The sequence below is a fragment of the Candidatus Methylomirabilota bacterium genome (genome assembly GCA_027293415.1).
GTDB lineage: Bacteria > Methylomirabilota > Methylomirabilia > Methylomirabilales > CSP1-5 > CSP1-5.
Genome location: JAPUFX010000123.1, coordinates 1 through 18,579, shown reverse-complemented (window position 1 = coordinate 18,579; position 18,579 = coordinate 1). Strand labels below are relative to the sequence as shown.

Annotated in this window: 20 protein-coding genes; 1 reads left to right on the top strand and 19 read right to left on the bottom strand. The window is 59.2% G+C overall.

Annotated elements, in window-relative coordinates; all coding sequences use genetic code 11:
• Positions 1-579 precede the first annotated feature (579 nt).
• Positions 580-1,056 carry a tetratricopeptide repeat protein gene (locus O6929_08705; protein MCZ6480467.1) on the top strand — a complete coding sequence of 159 codons (477 nt, stop codon included), beginning with the start codon at positions 580-582 and terminating at the stop codon, positions 1,054-1,056.
• A gap of 288 nt (positions 1,057-1,344) precedes the next feature.
• On the opposite strand, the gene O6929_08700 is transcribed toward O6929_08705, so the two are convergent.
• From O6929_08700 to O6929_08610, 19 genes are all read right to left on the bottom strand, one after another.
• The gene (locus O6929_08700; protein ID MCZ6480466.1) at positions 1,345-2,205 is read right to left on the bottom strand and encodes an iron-containing redox enzyme family protein; all 861 of its coding nucleotides are present in this window, start codon (positions 2,203-2,205) and stop codon (positions 1,345-1,347) included.
• A 25-nt stretch (positions 2,206-2,230) separates the two neighbouring features.
• The gene (locus tag O6929_08695; protein ID MCZ6480465.1) at positions 2,231-2,761 is read right to left on the bottom strand and encodes a DUF420 domain-containing protein; all 531 of its coding nucleotides are present in this window, start codon (positions 2,759-2,761) and stop codon (positions 2,231-2,233) included.
• A 234-nt stretch (positions 2,762-2,995) separates the two neighbouring features.
• Positions 2,996-3,283 carry a cytochrome C oxidase subunit IV family protein gene (locus O6929_08690; protein ID MCZ6480464.1) on the bottom strand — a complete coding sequence of 96 codons (288 nt, stop codon included), beginning with the start codon at positions 3,281-3,283 and terminating at the stop codon, positions 2,996-2,998.
• Positions 3,284-3,336: 53 nt separating this feature from the next.
• Complete coding sequence (locus O6929_08685) at positions 3,337-3,954, bottom strand: heme-copper oxidase subunit III (protein MCZ6480463.1); 618 nt, start codon at positions 3,952-3,954, stop codon at positions 3,337-3,339.
• Complete coding sequence (locus O6929_08680) at positions 3,951-4,229, bottom strand: hypothetical protein (protein MCZ6480462.1); 279 nt, start codon at positions 4,227-4,229, stop codon at positions 3,951-3,953. The genes O6929_08685 and O6929_08680 overlap by 4 nt, the downstream gene beginning before the upstream one ends.
• A 68-nt stretch (positions 4,230-4,297) precedes the next feature.
• The gene (locus O6929_08675) at positions 4,298-4,981 is read right to left on the bottom strand and encodes a cytochrome c oxidase subunit 3 (GenBank protein ID MCZ6480461.1); all 684 of its coding nucleotides are present in this window, start codon (positions 4,979-4,981) and stop codon (positions 4,298-4,300) included.
• A gap of 202 nt (positions 4,982-5,183) precedes the next feature.
• Entirely contained in the window at positions 5,184-6,068 is an 885-nt protein-coding gene (gene cyoE, locus O6929_08670) for a heme o synthase (protein MCZ6480460.1), read from the bottom strand.
• A 17-nt stretch (positions 6,069-6,085) separates the two neighbouring features.
• Positions 6,086-7,057, bottom strand: coding sequence for a COX15/CtaA family protein (locus O6929_08665; GenBank protein MCZ6480459.1), 972 nt, complete (start codon positions 7,055-7,057; stop codon positions 6,086-6,088).
• A 16-nt stretch (positions 7,058-7,073) separates the two neighbouring features.
• A complete protein-coding gene (locus O6929_08660; protein ID MCZ6480458.1) occupies positions 7,074-8,831 on the bottom strand; it encodes a cbb3-type cytochrome c oxidase subunit I in 1,758 nt (585 codons plus the stop codon).
• Between the two features lie 88 nt (positions 8,832-8,919).
• Positions 8,920-9,597, bottom strand: coding sequence for a cytochrome c oxidase subunit II (gene coxB, locus O6929_08655; GenBank protein MCZ6480457.1), 678 nt, complete (start codon positions 9,595-9,597; stop codon positions 8,920-8,922).
• 302 nt (positions 9,598-9,899) lie between these two features.
• Positions 9,900-10,331 (bottom strand): hypothetical protein, encoded by a 432-nt coding sequence (locus O6929_08650; protein ID MCZ6480456.1) that lies wholly within the window; start codon positions 10,329-10,331, stop codon positions 9,900-9,902.
• 100 nt (positions 10,332-10,431) lie between these two features.
• Complete coding sequence (locus tag O6929_08645; protein ID MCZ6480455.1) at positions 10,432-11,136, bottom strand: carboxypeptidase regulatory-like domain-containing protein; 705 nt, start codon at positions 11,134-11,136, stop codon at positions 10,432-10,434.
• Between the two features lie 22 nt (positions 11,137-11,158).
• On the bottom strand, positions 11,159-13,882 hold the full coding sequence (locus O6929_08640; protein MCZ6480454.1) for a c-type cytochrome: 2,724 nt from the start codon (positions 13,880-13,882) through the stop codon (positions 11,159-11,161).
• Between the two features lie 43 nt (positions 13,883-13,925).
• A complete protein-coding gene (locus tag O6929_08635; GenBank protein ID MCZ6480453.1) occupies positions 13,926-14,744 on the bottom strand; it encodes a cytochrome C in 819 nt (272 codons plus the stop codon).
• 51 nt (positions 14,745-14,795) lie between these two features.
• Entirely contained in the window at positions 14,796-15,566 is a 771-nt protein-coding gene (locus O6929_08630) for a cytochrome b N-terminal domain-containing protein (protein ID MCZ6480452.1), read from the bottom strand.
• 19 nt (positions 15,567-15,585) lie between these two features.
• The gene (locus O6929_08625) at positions 15,586-16,125 is read right to left on the bottom strand and encodes a ubiquinol-cytochrome c reductase iron-sulfur subunit (GenBank protein ID MCZ6480451.1); all 540 of its coding nucleotides are present in this window, start codon (positions 16,123-16,125) and stop codon (positions 15,586-15,588) included.
• A 607-nt stretch (positions 16,126-16,732) separates the two neighbouring features.
• Positions 16,733-16,969: a hypothetical protein gene (locus O6929_08620; protein MCZ6480450.1), complete on the bottom strand. Its 237-nt coding sequence runs from the start codon at positions 16,967-16,969 to the stop codon at positions 16,733-16,735.
• Between the two features lie 610 nt (positions 16,970-17,579).
• The gene (locus tag O6929_08615) at positions 17,580-17,966 is read right to left on the bottom strand and encodes a hypothetical protein (protein ID MCZ6480449.1); all 387 of its coding nucleotides are present in this window, start codon (positions 17,964-17,966) and stop codon (positions 17,580-17,582) included.
• 148 nt (positions 17,967-18,114) lie between these two features.
• Positions 18,115-18,579, bottom strand: a 465-nt coding sequence (locus tag O6929_08610; GenBank protein MCZ6480448.1) for a CBS domain-containing protein, incomplete at its 5' end; no start/stop codon positions are given.

Below are 18,579 nucleotides of genomic sequence, written 5' to 3'. Positions count from 1 at the left end.
TTCATCATTTTCCTCCTCGTCCTCGTCGTTCAGGTCCTCGTCTTCGTCGTCTTCGTCGTCCCTAGCCGGACGTTTCCGTTCCGGCACCCATAGCCCCGCTGACTATGCTATGACTATGCTGCTCCATACAGGATAGGCGTGATGTACGGGATTTGCGACCCCTGAAACCTCATATATAGTCCCGTATATGCGTTTCTAACCCGTACATCACGCCCCTAGCGAGAACAGGAGCTTCAGCTGGCCGGCGGCGGCGCGGCGCAGACGCTCGCAGGAGCCTTTCCAAACATAGAAGACGTCTCCTACTATGTAGCTCGAGTGTAATGAGTCCCCTTCCGGGTGGTTAAAACCAGCCCAGCGCCGGTTTAAGGCTGCTCGTGTGGCAGCGAGCGGAATCCTCGTAGGTTCGTACAACCCAGAGTTCTCCTTGACTAACTAACTCCCACCCCTAGCGTACCCGGCGCTAGGGGACTCATTTTCGGGCCATAATTGCATCAGCGAAAGTACAACATTCTGCGATCTTTGAGGACTTTCTTTCCAGCGGGTGTATTCCAGAGCATCACGCCGTTAGGTTGTCGCCCTATGGACCAGAAGGAGCGCGCGGTCGAGTTATTCAAGCAGGCCTACCAGTCCCAGGTAGGCGGCGATCTCGATCGCGCGGTCGAGCTCTATACGGGTTCGATCTCACTTCACCCCAGTGCCGAGGCTCACACGTTCCTCGGGTGGACCTACAGCTTCATGGGCCGGCTGGACGACGCAATCGCGGAGTGCGAAAGGGCGATCGCCACCGACCCGACGTTCGGAAATCCGTACAACGACATCGGCGCCTATCTGCTGCAGTTGAGCAGACCCAACGACGCCGTACCGTGGCTGAAGAAGGCGCTCGATGCGCCGCGCTATGCATCCTATCATTTCGCTCACATGAATCTTGGGCGCGCGTATTCGCAGCTCGGTGAGTGGGATGAAGCGCGCCGGTCGTTCAAGGCAGCCCTGGAGATTGAGCCCAACTATCCACCGGCCCGCCGGGCGCTGACGCAGCTGATCGCTCGCAGCAACTAGCGGCCCTTGAATTCAGCGGGCCTCTTCTCAAGGAACGCTGAAACGCCCTCCGCTATGTCGGTCCCAAAGCCGACAGCGTCGAAATCCTCAGCTGACACTCCGTAGAACAGGTCGCACAATGGCCCGCCGCCGACGAGCGGGCGTACAGGCAGAGACAAACCCGAGCTGGTTTCGTGATTTTCGTAAGCGACCCGAGCCCCGCGCTCAGTATGTCCAACTTCGCAGCCATGCTTGTTTGCGCGGATCTCATCGCGAACGCGTTCGGTCTCCACCTCCCTAAGACCACCTTCAACGTCGGCCGATTTCCGGGCGCTCTGAGCTCAGCACGCGATCGTACAGCGCCTCCCAAAATCTGGCTCGGAGAGCCAGCGACCTCTCGGCAGCCATGCGGATCCTTTCTTGATCACCCTTCGACCGCGCGTTAAGCACCAGGGCGTTCCGCAGCAGTTCGCCATGCTTCTCGTCCGCCTCCACGTGCTGGGTAAAATAGGTAGTGTCGAGGGGTACCTTGTGGCGCTGCTGGTACCGTTTCAGCCCCTCGATCAGCGGGAGAAACATGACGGGGATCGCCCACTCGTGCCCCGGCCCCACGGCGCCCAGGGCTGACAGGAAGCTCGCCGCCATCCGTAGGTGCTGGTCAATGAACTCCTTCGTCTCGCGGAAGAGGACCAGGTCCCGCTCCAGTGTGTGGGCCAACTCCTCGTCCGGCAGCATCGGATCGAGGCCGAGGACCTCCGTGATCCCGGCGGAGCGGAGGAACCGGCGATACAGCGAGGGATGGTCTTCACCACGGACCGCTTCCCCGTATTCCTCGTAAAGGTTCTCGGCGATGAACGATTTGACCCGCCAATCGTCCACGGAGCGGGTCGGCGCACATACCAGGGCGTGCTCGAGATAGCGTGTAAAATTATTGACCAGTTGATAGTGCTGGATCCCGTAGGCGATGAGCTGCGTGCGGGTGAACTCTCCCTGGGCAAAGGCCACGAGGAAGCGGTTCCGGAGGGCGGGCGAGGGGGGAACGCCCTTAGCGGGATCCCCAAAGACGACGGCCGCCAGAACCTCTACGAAACGCTCCGGTTTAAGCGGAAGCAGAGAGGTGGCGTCATCCTTGTTGGCATCGTCCCGCGCAGGTGAGTCGAGCGGACGCATACGAACTCCCAGACTGCTGCCTCATTTAGCGCGCCGGGTAGAGCTGGTACAGCATTACATATACAACGACGCCGCTCACAGAGACATAGAGCCAGATCGGAAGGGTCCAGCGGGCAATCTTCACGTGTTTGCCAAACTGTGCGTTTAAGCCACGATAGATCGTGGTTAATGCTAAGGGGACGATGAGCGCGGCGAGGCAGATGTGAGTGACGAGGAGGGTGAAGTAGACCGGCCGAATCCAGCCCTGGCCGGAAAAGGGGGTCGAGCCCACCTGGTAGTGATGTATCAGATAAGACACCAGAAAGAGGCACGAGACGCCGAAGGCTGTCACCATGCAGATCTTGTGGCGAGTGACCTTTTTCCGGCGGATGAAGAGATACCCCACCGTGAGGAGTACGGCGCTCGTCCCGTTGAGAAAGGCGTTCACAGCGGGGAGGCCGGAAATCGTACCACCGCCCTCGAACTGGGCCTGGCGACCCAACAGAATGAACGCCACACCCAGGAGGACGACAATAGAGACGAGCCCGATGCCTGGGAGAACCAACCGATCTTTCATATCGTCATCACCGCGAGACCGCCACTCACCGCATGGGATGGCCCCCAGTTCATGCCCGATGGAGGCGCCCCACCGAACGTGTGAGTCTCTGAAGAGCTTACTCCCGGACGTTACCCATGAGAGTCACGTTAGGGGTTGGCAGGACCGGAAACGGAGACCACCGTTCTTTTTCGCGAATATCCCCCGGGATGAGCGGCGAACCGACAATCAAGAAGGGGGCACCCCCGGCAGCAATCACTCAGGGGCTGTGGAGTGCTCAGCGGTTTCCGTTACCGTCGTCTTGTGAGGGACTGCGGTGTGGTCGGGAACGAGCATCAACAGCAAAAAGACGCATAGAATCAATGGAGTCAGGGCGATAAGGCCCAGCGTTCGCGGTTCGAATCTCAGGTGCATGAAGTACATCGCCACCAGCAACGCCTTGGTCAGCGCCAAACCAACAAGGAGAATGGCGATCACCATCTTCGCCATCGGCGCATAGATGACCGCGATCTCGGCAACCGTCAGCACCGCCAGCCAGATCATAATGAGCCAGTATCTAGGCATCTTGTGAGCCGTTGCCAATCCCCGACCCTCCCTTACAGCAGGTAGACAAAGGTAAAGACCAGGATCCACACCAGATCCACGAAGTGCCAGTACAGGGCAGCAATCTCGATATGGTTCGCAGCATCCCGCGGCAAACGCCCCCGGAGCCCCTGGATCAGATAGCAGGAGAGATAAATGACGCCTCCGGTCACATGCGCCCCATGAAACCCCGTAATGACGAAGAACGTCGTCCCGAACAGGGAGGCCCCCCACTTATTGGCGGTGAAGCCCAGCCCTTCGTGTATCAGGTGCGTCCATTCATAGGCCTGCAAGCTCAGAAATATGACCCCACTCAAGACGGTCAAGGCGAGGAAGATCTTGAACCATAACTGATCACCGTGTTGGATCGACGCCAGCGAATACACCATGGTGACACTACTGACGATCAGCAGGAAAGTCATAAAGGCCGTGAGATTGATCCCGAGGACGCTTGCGGGGACAGGCCAGTCGACGCTGCTGTACCGAAGGACACCGTATCCGGCCAGCAGGGCCCCAAAGGACATGGCGTCCCCGGCCAGGAAGACCCACATCCCGAGTTTGCCCCAACTCTCTGGAGTCAGGGGTGACTCTGCAGGTTCAACAGAGGGATGTGCAGTAGCAACTTGACTCAATATTCACCCTCCTTTTGTATCCACGCGAGACCCTGGCCGGACGCCTTTTTCCTCCGGTGTCCGAGTGCACGCCGGTAGGTGTAGATCAGCCACCCGCCGATCGCACCCACGACGGCATATGGCATCAGGATGAGAAAAAGGATACTCCACTTAAAGCCCGCGCCCGGGTCTGTGCCCATCGCGGAGCCCCCACAGACGGAACAGGCGTGCGCGGTAACGGAACTCAGGAAGACCGCTACCACAATTCCCAGTGCAAGGACCGCGCATCGCCCCATGACCGATTTCCACGCGTTAAGGAGCATTCGGATCAGTCCCCCCGCAGGTCACAGCTTGCTCCGAAGGGTCAGCTCAAGTACACCAGCGTGAAGAGAACGGGCCAAAGGCCTACCACGAAGTACCAGTACATCCCGCAGAGCGTGAGGTTGATGTGTCTCTCAGCCGAGAATCGGTTGCGCCCCGCCCCGGCAAGCACGACTAACAGCCAAAGCACCGCGCCGAAGACGTGGACGCCGTGGGTTCCAATCAACGTATAAAACGTGGCCCCGTAGGGGCCGCTCGACAGAGTGAAACCATAGCGCACGAGGCGAATCCACTCGTACCCCTGCACCCCCAAAAAGATCGTCCCAAGGAGAACCGTCCCCAGAAGCCATCGGATAAGCTCCTGCCGGTCCCCACCACGGATGGCAAGGAGGGCGCGCCGCATCGTGTAGGCGCTGAAGAGGAGAATGGCGGTGTTGACGCCGGTCACGCCAACAGGCAGATAGGGCTGGCCGGGCGGAGGCCACATCACGCTCCCGAACCGAAAGACCAGGAAGGCACCGATCAGCCCAGCGAAGAACATCGCCTCTGCCCCCAGGAACATCAACATACCCAATCGGGCGTTGCTGACGGGTGGTCCCCAACGGCCATCGTCCCCCCGGCCGAAGCGGTCCCGAGGGAATTCCGGGGGCGGGCCGTCATCGAAACTTGGGGGAACCGGAGCTCGAATCTCCTCGATCTTGTCGATTACGGTGGTCTCGACTCCCATCTCTCACGACCCTGAACGGCGGCTCGCCGAATGCGCCTGCTAATTCAGCACCAATATACTAATGACTGCGGTGGCGTACAGGACCGCGATCAAAACAAGGAGTATCACCCCTGTGCGCTGGTTCTGGACCTTGGTGTCGCGATCGATAGTACGTCCCTCGAATCTCCTCTGCGTGCCCCGACGATGACTCATTCCTCTCAACCTAAAACGGCACCTTATCCAGTGCCATCAGCCCAAGCTGCGCCGGCAGATACACCAGGGAAGCGAATAAGAGGAGGCGTGCAGACGCCTCCGAGGGGGAAATCGCAAGAAGGATCCCACATCCGAGGAACATGAGCCCCAGCACAATCGCTCCGACGAAATAGACCGGTCCCGCGAGGCCAATGAGCGTCGGTAACAGGCCTACGGCCAGCAGTGCCAGGCAGTTGCTGACAATTTGTCGCCCCGTGCTTCCCCCGTCCGGCTCGACCACCGGCAGCACGCGGATGCCCGCCCGGGCATAGTCGTCCCGATACAGCCGGGCGATGGCCAGGGAATGCGGGATCTGCCAGAGAAATAGGATGCCAAAGAGGATCCAGGCCTCGAGGCCTAGCTCGCCCCGGGCGGCTCCCCAGCCAATTACCGGCGGCAGGGCCCCGGGCACGGCTCCCACCACGCTGCAGAGCGAGGTCTTGCGTTTCAGCGGGGTGTAGAGAAAGAGATAACTCCCCACACTGATGGCAGTGACGAAGGCGCTGAGGACATTGACGGACAAAGCCAGGTACAGGAGTCCGAGCCCGGTGATCGCCACACCGAAACCGAGCGCCTCGATGGGCTGGAGCCGCCCGTCGGGTAAGGGTCGAAGCCGTGTGCGCTTCATCCGCGCATCCACATCTCGCTCGAGGTACTGATTCAACGCTAACGTTCCGCCAGCCGCGAGGGCAATGCCAATAAGCGTATGGACCAGCCGGACATAGTCTGGCGCTCCTACCGAGGCGAGGTAGAAGCCGACGAGGGTGGTGACTAGGACCATCACCACCACGCGGGGTCTTGTCAGCGCCAGAAAGTCCGCCGGGTGCCTCTGCACGCGTGTCACCCCGGTATCCATCGCTCTTATCCTCTCCCTCATGCCTCCGACCTGCCTGTCGAATGGGCGGGGATGAATTCCCAGGCGACTACAGGCACCAGAGAGGCCGACAGTCGAAAGATCCGGAGCGTTAACACGAGGCAGGTGACCAGCATGAGCGCTCCGGTGGCAACGTGCGTGGTGGGGAGCGCCACCAAGGAAAGACGGGGTAAAGCCACCGCAAGGGTGGTGAATTTGCCGAGGTATGACCCCAGACCCAGAACGAGTTGCAGGACCAGCAGTCCGCCCAGCAGAGCGACGGGCCGGACCAGTTTCGGCTGATCTGCTTGACCTCTCAGAATATACCTCGCCAGGTGGAAGATCAAGATGGTCGCCACGGCAGCAAGGAGTAGATGCGCACCAATTCCTACCCCCATGTGTCTCAACGTGGCGCCGAAAATCAGCTGGACATAGATACAACCCAAGGTCAGGAGGGCGAGGCGCCGTAAGCGACTGGCACCCACCGCCGGGGTCTTTGGTGGCTCTTCCCTCCCCTCCTTGGACGTAAAGAAAGCCACACTCACTGTCAGTCCAAAAAAGGCCTGGGCCAGGGCGGCATGAATAATGGCAAGCGTCCGCTCCAGGAAGACCACCCGGAGGCCTCCGAGTACCCCTTGCACAATCACCGCCACCAGAGCGATGACCCCGAGCCAGCGTAGCCATTCTCGCGGCTCCGTGATCCAAAGCCACAAGGCCAAGGTCAGTGTCAAGAAACCAACGCTTGCCCCGATCAGTCGATGACTGTGTTCGTAAAAAATGCCTCCAACCATTTCCGACCATGGATACAGAAACATATTGCGTCCAAACGTGGTCGGCCAGTCCGGCACTGCAAGCCCAGCGCCCGTGCTGGTGACGAGTCCGCCAACACAGATGAGCAGGAACGTGGCCCCTGCTGTCAACAGCGCAAACCGGTGAAGCCACACAGTACCCTGCCGTCGACCGATGTCGAGCGGTTGAAGGGATTCCGCCATCCGGTCCATCCTTTAATTAATGCGCCGCTGCGACGTGCGGCACCAGGGGTCGATCCTGCGGGAGGTAGTCCTCAGCTACCTCGGGGGAGCTGTACTCATACGGGCCGCGGTACACAACCGGGAGTGTCTCGCCCCAGTTGCCGTGCGGTGGCGGCGAGGGCGCACTCCACTCCAGCGTATTCGCCTGCCACGGGTTCAGACCGGCCTGCTTCCCGGCAAAGAGACTCCAGAAGAAATTGATGACGAACGGAATCTGGGCGAGGCCGAGACAGATCGCGCTGATGGTGATAAAGACATTGATCGGCTGGAGCGGCAGTAAGAACTCATACTGCGTCGGGTTATAGATCCGCCGCATCATACCCCCCACGCCGAGGATGTGCATCGGAAAGAAGACACAGTTGAAGGCGACGAAGGTCAGCCAGAAGTGAATCTTCCCCAGCGTCTCGTTCATCATGCGGCCGAACATTTTGGGGAACCAGTAATAGATGCCCGCGAAGATGCCGAAGACGCTCCCGCCAAAGACCACGTAATGGATGTGCGCAACGATGAAGTAGGTATCATGGATGAAGATGTCCACCGGCGTGTTCGCCATGAAGATGCCGCTCAGCCCGCCAATCACGAACATGGAGACGAACGCCAGGGTATTCAGCATCGCCGCCGTAAACACCATCGAGCCACCCCACATGGTGCCCAGCCAGTTGAACGTCTTGATGGCCGACGGCACCGCAATGACCATCGTCGTGATCATGAAGCCGGTGCCGAGCGCCGGGTTCATCCCGCTCTGGAACATGTGGTGACCCCAGACGGCCCAACTGAGAAATGCGATTCCAACTATGGCGTACACCATGGACCGGTAACCAAAGATCGGCTTACGTGAAAAGGTAGAGAGGACATCCGACGCGATCCCCATGGCGGGGAGGATCAGGACGTAGACCTCCGGATGGCCAAAGAACCAGAAGAGGTGCTGCCACAGCAGTGGCTCGCCACCGCCTTTGGGGAGGAAGAAGTACGTCCCGGCCATCCGGTCGAACAAGAGCATGGCCAGGGCGGAGGTGAGCACGGGCAACGCCAGCAAGAGGAGGACCGCCACGACGAAGAGGGTCCAGATGACCAGCGGCAGGCGGAACCAGGTCATGCCCGGTGCCCGCATATTCACGATGGTGGTGATGTAATTAATCGAGCCCATGAGGGAGGAAATGCCGAGGAGGATGAGGCTGATGCACCAGATGTTCTGCCCCCAGTCCACACCCGTGTAGATCGCCTTGGCGGAGAGCGGCGCGTACGCGGTCCAGCCGGTGGCCGCATGCCCGCCGGGCACGAAGAACCCCGTGAGCATCACCACGCCTGCGACCGCGCCAATCCAGAATGAAAGCATGTTCAGCGTGGGAAAGGCCATATCCCTGGCACCGATCATCAGGGGAATGAGGAAGTTCCCGAAACACCCGACCAAGATCGGCATGACCACGAAGAAGATCATGATCGTGGCATGCATGGTGAAGAGCATGTTATAGAACTCCGGCGGAATGATCCCCTCGTACATATAGGGCTCCGGGACCCAACTGAGCCCCGGCACCGCCGTCTCGGGCCAGGCGAGCTGCCACCGCAACATGAGCGCCAGTAGACCTCCTAAGACCATCATGAATAGTCCCAGAAAGAGAAACTGCTTGCCGATCGTTTTGTGGTCCGTGGAGAAGACATACGTGCGCCAGAACCCCAGCTCCTCGTGATGGGCGTGCTCGACATGCGTGGCCTGGACCCCTGCGGCTTCACTCATCATCCACCGTCCCTCTGCGAATGTCCTTCCGGATCAGCCCATGAATGCTGGACTCTTGCTTCAGGCGGACGGGCCCTCGGTCCGAAACTCAGGACGGAGGCCATTGCTCCTTCACCCACTTCTTGTAGTCCTCGGCGGAGTAGACGGTCAGATAACCGAGCATCCCGGAGTGTCCAAACCCGCACAGCTCGGCGCAGGGGATCTCGTACACCCCGGGCTTGGTCGCCTCGAACCAGGCCTGGATCGTGCGTCCCGGCACGGCATCCTGTTTCAGCCGAAGATTCGGGAGAAAAAAACTGTGAATGACGTCCTTCGAGGTCAGGAATACCTGTACAACCCTATTGACCGGGACGTAGAGCTCGTTGTCCATCTGCACATCATCCGCTGTGTCGAACGTCCCATCGGGGCCAGGATACAGGATCTCCCAGTTGAACTGCTTCGCGGTGACACGGACCTGAATATTACTCGGCGGGACTTGTTGTTTGATTCTCGCCCATAATGGTCTGCTCATGATGCCAAGGACGATGACGATGAGGGCGGTCCCTACTGTCCAGGCGATTTCGAGAGCAGTATTCCCATGCACGTACCTTGCCCGGCGGCCTTCACGGTGACGGTACAAGATAATGAACGCCACCATTACTGCCGCCACCAGGAGGAAGGCCACCCCGGTGATGTAATAGATGATATAAAAGAGAAAATCGATCTCCGCCCCGTAAGTGGAGACGTTTTCCGGAAGCCACGTTTCTAACTTCAGGTATTCTAACATCAGGATCTCTCAGCCTTATTCAGTACTCATCCGGAAGGTATCTGTAAGCAAAGAGACACGGTGTCAACAAGGAAAAAACCGACCCCCCGGTCCTGGGAGACGGTCCGACGGGCAAACCGACCTGATCACGAAGGGTCGAAAAGCCGGTCGGAAGCATAATGGGGAATGACAGGAATTGTCAAGCCTTATGATCCAGGAAAGTGATTAGCCATCAGCAATCATCAGTCAGCGGTTGGGGCTTGGGTGTTGGGGGTTGGGTTTGAGTCTGTGCTGGCCGCCGACGGCTGACGGCTAACGCCGTCCTAGAGTCTCCCCAACATGAGTGCCAAAAAAACCACCACTACCCCAATGGTCAGATTGATCCGCGTCACACCCGTCACGCGGGATTGGATGGCACGCCACTCCTGTTCGCCAAGGATGCCGCCGCCTCCCGCGATGATCAGGGGGGCCAGCTTTCGATTCATCCAGATCCGCTGCCAGGTCTGAAGGCCCACCATCAGTGCAAATCCGAGCACTTTCAGTCCCAGGATAGCCCAAAACCGCTGCGGAAGGATCCCCCCTTCGTCCCATCCCCGAGCCACGATGTTCCAGATACCCGTCAACAGCAACAGCTCCATGGCCCGCGCCGCAACGAACTGATAGCGCCTGCCTGCGGCGTAGGCAATCTGGATTTCTTCTCGGGCGGGGAAGGTTCCGCGGAAGAGGGGATCAAGGACCACAAGGAAGAAGAACATGCCCCCTATCCACGCGATGGCAGCGAGCACGTGGATCCACAGGATCGCAAGATTCAGGACTGCCCCCTCGTGGCACCGGCGGCTTGGTGCTCGGCTCGAGTTACTTTTTCTTCAGCGTGAACGTAACTTTGGCTGTCTGGCCGTCTTTCACCGTCACCTGCTGCGTTGTTGTTCCGAGGCTCTCTTGCCAGACTTCCAGGGTGTACGTGCCCGATGGCACATTTTCGATCTTGAAGTTGCCCTTTTCGTCGGTGACGGCCACATAGGGATCGTCCGTCACGACAATCCACCCGTTCATCCAGGAATGTGCGTCGCACGTCACCTTGATAAGCTCGGGCTTCTTGAACTCCACTTTCATCTTCTTCCGGAAGCCGGGCTGGGCCCGGTTGAGGGCGGGGTTCACCTTGCTATAGCTGTGGAAGTTGTGCAGGATGCGGTCACTGTTCAGGACCGTAATCTTGCCGGGTGGTGTGACCAGGACGTGCGGGCGAAACGTACAGCCCTTCTGATCAAGAGTCGCCCCTTTGCCATTCCACTTCCCTTTCGCCCCCTGCACCGAGACCACGGCCCATTGGATCCCCTTCGTCCCCTTGTCCACCACAAGGCTCTGATCATAAATGGGGGCCTTGCCGCAGACTCGCTTGTCCTTGGTGGGTGGAATCTCCTTGAGAGGGGGCGGCGTGCCAGCGAACTTCACCACGCCCGTAATCGTCCCACCGGCGGCATCGGCGGCGGGAGCGTTCGCCAAGGCCCACAGCCCGAGCATGAAACCTGCTAGGATGAAAATCGTTACAGTCTTTCGCATGATTGTTTGTCTCCTTCTAGAGTTACCGCTTTCCGAGGCTCAACAGATACTCCTGCAAGGCCACGATCTGCTTTTGCTCATCACCTCCGAGGATGTCGTCCGGTCCAGAATCCTCGTCCAAGAAGTAGCTCGGCATCTTGGTCCCGGGTTGGACTTTTTGCGGATCGTTGAGCCAGGTCCCAACCCATGCCGGCCGGAGACGACGGTGCGCCAGGGAAAAGTCAGGCGCCCACCCTTCCGGAGGCCCCTCCGGCTTCTTGTCCCCCTGCACATGACAGCTCCCGCAGGAGAAGTACTCCTCCGACGCGAGGATTCGACCGGCCTCAACCATCTTGGGCCTCAGCTCCTCCACCGGGGGGACGAACTCAAAGGGGACCTCGAGCCCCGCCAGAGCTACGAAGTAGCCGGCGAGCGCCGCCACGTGGCTGTCTCTGAGACCGAACGTCGGCATCCGAATCTGCAACCAAGGCCTGATGGGGTGTGGCCGATGCAGAAACTCAAACAGCCACTTGGCCTGGACCTTGTCCCCCTCACTGAGGGTTCCTTTTCGTAAGACGAGGGGAGGCGGTGCTTCATTCAGTCGCCCCTCATATCGCACCCGGATATCCCCCCCACTCCCCTCGATAATGTGGCATCCCACGCAGTTAAAGCTCCGGACCAGGCGCCGTCCCTTGGCAATGGCCATCCGATGGACGGTTTCCTCCTCACGAAACCGGTTGGGAACCTCGGTATCGACAAAGCTCCTCAGGAGGGCCCGGAGTGTCTTGACCTCCTCATCGGTGAATCCGAAATTCGGCATGCGTAGTTGCTCCCGCTCCGTCGTGTAGATCTGCGGATTCTTGAGCTTCCAGAAGGTCCATTCTTCCCAGGTGTGATGGACCTCCACGGCATCGCCAAAGGACAGCTGGAGCAGACGCTTGTGGCCGAAATTGCTGATCTCCGGTGCAATCTGGGTCGCGGTTTCAAAGCCCCGGATCTCGTGACACCCGAAGCAGCCCCGCAGCCCGATAAGTGCACTCCCCTCCTCGATCCGCTCCCTTGTCTTCAGCTCTGCCAAAAGGGCCGGCGGCGACTCCTGCCGCTCTCCCCGTGTCATCAGGAAGGCCGTCAATGCGCTTGCCTCTTCATCGCTGAGCCGTAGGCTCGGCATCGGAGTACGGGGGCGGATCGCCTTGGGGTTTTTCAGCCAGCGAAAGATCCACTCCGGATCTTTGATCTTCATGGCCACGTTGCTGAGATCGGGTGCGAAGTCCCGGCCGATCAGTTTCCCGACCGTAAAGGTCCGGGGACCCTTCTCTTCGTACACCGCCCGCATGGCGTGACACCCGAGGCACCCGACCCGCTCAAAGATCTCCTTCCCCTTTTCCGGGGACGCGTTCGGGTTAAAGCGACCCGCCACAGGCGGATCCGGCGTTGACTGGTCCAAGAGATAGGCAGCGATGGCGGTCGCGTGTTCTTTGGAAAGGCCGAAATACGGCATTCGGGTATGGCGGAGATACGATTGAGGATTCTGAATCCATTGGATCAGCCATGCCGGTTCCACCTTGTTGGCGATCCGCGTGAGCTCCGGGCCCACCTTGGGCAGGCCTCTGAAGCCTTCGGCGGGGTGGCACCCATGGCATCCTAGGATCTCGAACATCGCTATCCCCTTGGTCAAAGTGGGGGCCAGGTCAACCCACTTCACCTGGGCGTCCTCGCCCCCACCTCTCTTCAGAGCAGTGACGAACTCGGTCCGGTCCTCGTGGCACTTGCGACATGAGGCCTGCACCAGCTTTCCACGGAGCAGCGGGAAATCCCACAGGATGTGGCGACTGCCGCCGTATTCCCTGCCAAAGCCATGGGGCGTGTCGGGAATTCGGCCGTCCACCAGCTTCTCATAATCGAGGGCCGGCCCCTGTCCTTCATGGCAGACGGAGCAGCCGAACCGACTCACGGGGTGCTTGCCCAGGATCGCCTCGCGCTTTGGGTGGGTCTGAAAAGGCGGAGGGGCTTCCTCGAAACCGGCACGGTCTATCCCCAGATGACAGGTCTCGCATCGGTCCACGCGTAGGACGAAGACATCAAATTCGTTCTTATCCAGGCCGTCAACCACCACCTGTTTGATGACCAAGGGCCGACTCCGGACCGCCTCCAGCCGCTCTTCCAGGCGCACGCTCTTTGCCGTAATCTCCTTGATCTTGTCCCGCACCTCCTGGATGCGTCGGTCAAACGTCTTCAGCCGTTGCTTGGCTTCGTTCAGGGCCTTCTTCTCGGCATCTGCCTGCGGTTCCAGTGCGTGTTCCCGCTCCTGCAGACGCCTCACCTCGGCCTCTTCGGCGCTGGGGTTCTTCCCCTCATGCCTTGCCTTATCGAACCAGTAGTAGACCTCGTCGAGCTCGCTCCGAGTAAATCGGAGCTCCTGATTGATGTCCCGATATGTCGCCTTCCGCCGCTCGACCTCCCTCACGGCTGCCTGATAGTCCGGTCCCTTTTTGGCCTCCTCGGCCCATCGCAACGTTTCTCGCAGTTTCTGGAGCTTTGCCTGTATCTCGGGCTGATTCAGTTGCGCCCGGGCCTGCTCCAATTCCTTCAGGACCAAACCGTATTCGAGTTGCTTGAACTCGGTCTGGTATTTGATCCAGGGCCGACGGGAGACCGATTCATCCCACAGGGCCCATACGGTCGTCCCGACGAGGACCATGCTCGAGGCGAAGAAGATCCACCGAAGGGATCTTTTTTCGTCGGGGACAAACTTCCGCCGTGGCATCGATCCGCTGCTCCTCGCGTGACGTCGTCAGGGAACGGCCGGGTCAGATATTAAACCAGGGGGTCACCCAGATGTACTTGATATTGAAGGCGATCCGCAAAAACATCTTGATGGGGAGCCCCATCATCGTGAAAAACAGGAAAGCGACGATCCCGTACCGGATAGGTCCCAGTTCCTGCAAGATCGGACTCGTCTTGCTCTTCCAGAACCAGAAAGCCACCCCCAGCGAAAAATAGAGGGTGATGGCCGTAAGTCCCACCAGCTCCACACCAAAGATCTTGGGATTCCCCAGATACTTGAAGGGTCCCCAGTACGGCAGATCGACATTCGTCAGGGCGACCACCTTGTGGGGATCCCACACCTCCCACGGCCAAAAGAGGTTCCATCCCGGGCCCCTCAGGAAGACCCCCGTCACGATCAGGCTGATCCAGAGGACCAGGAACCCGATGAGAAACACGCTCACCGCAAACTTCCGCTCCCTGAAGGTGTAATAGCCGTTCCCCTTTGGATTGATGTCGATGAACGGGATGACCATGAGCCCGACGATGATGAGGGTAGGAAGTACCACCCCAGCCATCCATGGGTCGAAGTAGACGAGCATCTCCTGCAGGCCCAGGAAGTACCACGGTGCCTTGGACGGGTTGGGAGTGTTGGTAGGGTTGGCCGGCTCCTCCATCGGGGCGTTGATGTAGATAGACCACACCATGAGCACGGCCATGATGATTATGGAACAGACAAACTCTGACCGGACGAGATAGGGCCAGCAGTGAATCTTATCTTCAATCGGCTTTATCTTGGGCTTCTGGGGCGCTGCCTTGGCCTTCTCGGCCACCGCCGCCGCCCGTCCCGGCACCTCTGCCATTCTCTACCCTCCAACATCCGCAGGGGCGTAAGGCGCAACCTGTCGCCCGCCCTACACGGGTCCCGAGATCCCGCCATCCTTGCGAATCCGCCAGAAGTGGAGGATCATCAGCAGACTGGCCAGGATGGGGAGAAAGATACAATGCAACACATAAAACCGGAGCAAGGTCGGGGGGCCCACGATCGTCCCGCCCAGGAGAAAGGCTCGGGCATCGTACCGTGGTGTCACGCCGACGACCTGGGCGAAGGGACCCTCGTGACCCAACAGCGGCGTCGCCCGGGCCATGTTGGTCCCCACGGTGACTGCCCAGATTGACAGCTGGTCCCAGGGGAGCAGGTACCCGGTGAAGGACAGGAGCAGCGTCAGCGTGAGGAGGACGACGCCCACCACCCAGTTGAACTCCCGCGGAGACTTGTAGGAACCGGTCATAAAGACCCGAAACATGTGCAGCCATACGGTGAGGACCATGCCGTGGGCCGCCCACCGATGCATGTTGCGCAGGACCATGCCGAAGGGGACGTCGAACTGCAGATACTTCATGTCGGCGTACGCATACTCGGCCACCGGCCGGTAATAGAACATCAGGACGACCCCAGTCACCACGAGGACCAGGAAGAGGAGAAACGTAATGCCCCCCATGCACCAGGTAAACCGGACGCGGATGGCATGGCGCCGGATTTTCGGCGGATGGAGATGCATCCAGACGTTCGTCATGATCTGTAACGTCCGGTTCCGCGGGGTGTCGGCGTAATCGTGGCGGAACATGGCACGCCAGACCTGGGATTCCAGGATTGTCTTTTTCAAGTCCTTCAAGTTGATCATGTCTCGCCCCCTCGGTCGTCTAAATCCTTAAGAGACTGTCCGGGTATTGTTCGTCCGGATCCTGCCCCGGCTTCATGCTATACAAGACCGACTTGTCGACTAACAGATCTCCCTCGGGACTAAACGTGATTTTCACGCGGTCCATGGGTCGGGGAGCTGGCCCCTCATAGTTAAAACCACTGATATAATAGCCACTGCCGTGACAGGGGCACTTGTATTTGCGGTCTACCGGTATCCAGTTTGGAGTGCACCCGAGGTGGGTGCAAATCGCTAGCATCGCGAAAAAGCTCCCATCCTCGTATCGGACGATCCAGACCCGCTGAGATTGCTTGAACCGCGTATCGACCGTCCCCGGTTGGAACGTATCTGGCCGACCGGCATTGAAGCGAGGGTCCGGCTCGAAAAGGACCCGGGGGAACATGAAGCGCATGAAACCCACCGCCATCGTGGAAAGAAAGGCCAACACCCCGCCCCAAGCCGTCAGAGATAAGAAGTCCCTCCGGGACCAGGTCGTCGCGTCGCTTTCCTCTTCGATGTCGATCTGTGTATCTCTGGCCATTCGTCTCTCGAATCCGACCTCTAAACAAATAAAAACCTCGCCCGCTCATGTCGGGCAAGGACAAAAGCTTACCATTCGATCTCGCCAGCGTCGCCTGAGTGGGGCAAACATCGACGATTAAGGGCACGAGAGGCCCTGGAGGGATCCGTGTTTATCTCTATGGGGGAGACTCCACCACTCCCCCGACGTTTTCAGCCGAGCGAATCGGCTATCGATCCAAAGCCTTGCAGCCTGACCTATTATTTAACTAATAATAAACAGCAGGAATGTCAAGGGTAAAAACGCCGTCAGTGCATGCTGGCGGTGAGAAGAACAGGGAGGGGATGCTTTATTTCCACGCGGCTATGCGTCGTACGACAGGCATAGGCGAGCACAAGGACTCCTGCCTCTGCCACCCGCACCAGCGTTCGCGTGAAGACGGGGTCGGTCCTGAGTTGAGGGGGAGGGGTCCCTAGCCCGGATTATTCACATAGAAGTGAATAATCTGCCCTCCGGGCTTCGACTCCGCCCCAGGTTTGCGGGGCGTCGCTCAGGGCTAGCCTTGAGGCCCGCCGCAGCGGCGGGACGCATCTATTCACGAAGACACTCAGTTCGTGAATAATGGGGGCTAGCCTATCAAGAAAATGCTTAACCCCAAGAGTGCCCCCCAATACACGGCCACGAGATACATGAAGACCTGCGTGCCCGCCAGGAGGCCGATCAGCCCGCCAACGATCAGGAATCCAGCATAGGCCCCCCCCTGGGGTATTGAGGTACCAAAGGCGACCAAAATCCCGAGGAAGATAGCGCCGAGCGAGACAAGCTGAATTCCTTTCCACTTCTTCCCGGTTGCCCCGGTCGTCATGGCCCTTTCCAAGGGACAAGCACACGACGGACAAGACATGGCCCTGTCCGACACTTCTCTTTTACACTCAGGACATGTGATAAGCGCCATGTTTGTGCCTCCTTTCTTCCCTCATGAAGACCAAAAAACCCAGAGCGGATCAGCGTCTCGCCTTCTGTGATGTTTGACTCGCTCTTTCAGAAACATATGGGCGTGACCCGGCTCAGGACCGCCCCCCGCATTGGCCAGCCCGTTCGTAACATCTCAGATCTAAAGGGCAAGACACACCGCACACCTGGCTGCGGCTGCACATGATGTGCCAGCATAAATCAAAACGCCAGGTCCTATGAACCAAGCCTTTTGTTTGTGATGAGTTCTCGTGATTTAATCCGACAAGGAGTACCGCTGAAAGGTGCGGAGTGGCCCTGATACTTAGTGCAAGGATTGCATGGTCATGTAAGTAACCAGGCAAAAATTGGGGGTGAGAGGCAACTGCGGCCCTAGTAATGAAGGCCGAGAATCACATCCCCAGAAAATCGGTTCAACCGGTGGGCGAACGGCCCGTCATGCAGATCTCTGCTGATGCGTATTCCGTTCGCACCTGGTCCGCCTGACGATCATCCCGTTGTACCTACCTGCCTGCAGCCTTGGCCCTTTCCTTTAACGCCGTGCCATGTTTTGTTAGTATCTCTCCCATTCGCTCCATCATTTCCCGCTGCATCTGCTGGCGAACCTCTGGGGTCTTCTGCCCCATCTGGCCTCCGTACTTTTGCATCATCTCACCCATGAGGCTCATCACCTCGCCGTGGATGGACATCATGGTGCCCATGATCATGGGCGAACCCATCGGGCCCATCATGCCCGTACCCGGGCCCATCATGCCCGTACCGGGACCCATCATCCCTTGGTAACCCATCTGGCCACCACCCATGCCTTTCCGAGACTGGTGAGCCAGCGTGGATCCGCCGAGGCCCAGCACAACGATCAACACTACCGTGGCAATCAACCCTCTCCGCATGACACGTCACCTCCCTTGAAGATTGCGTCTCTCATCCCGAGTCCCTACCAATGAGCCTTCGGAAAGGTAGAGACCCTCTGATCCCGTCCCACCCGCTTGTACATGCGGAGAGCGCGCCATGGCCCCCCAAGGAAGATAGGAAAGTCTCTTACCGGGTCGCCGACTTTCGTTGGGTTGTCCGGACTCTCTGTCGGGAGGCTGGCCGCTGGCTGCCACCCGACTCGCTCAGGAGAGCTCGCAGCAGGTCAGTCTTCGTAATAATGCCGACGAGGGTTTCCCCTTTCAAGACCGGAAGCCCCCCGATCCGGTATTTCAAGAGGAGGCGAGCCGCCTCCTCGATAGGCGCTTCTCGACTGATGGTCACCACCGCCCGGGCCATCACCTCCCAAATACGGACTTTTTCGGCGAGATGAGGGGCCTCGTGCATCTCAAGACCCACCGCCCGGGAGGGGAGCGCCTGTCTCAAGTCCCGGTCGGTGACAATGCCCACGAGACGACCCCGTTCCACGACCGGCAGGTGCCGGACCCGGCGCTCTCGTATGATCTGCCAGGCTCCTCGCAGGGTGTCCTGGGGGGAAACAGTCACCGGTCTCCGCTGCATGCATTTCTCAAC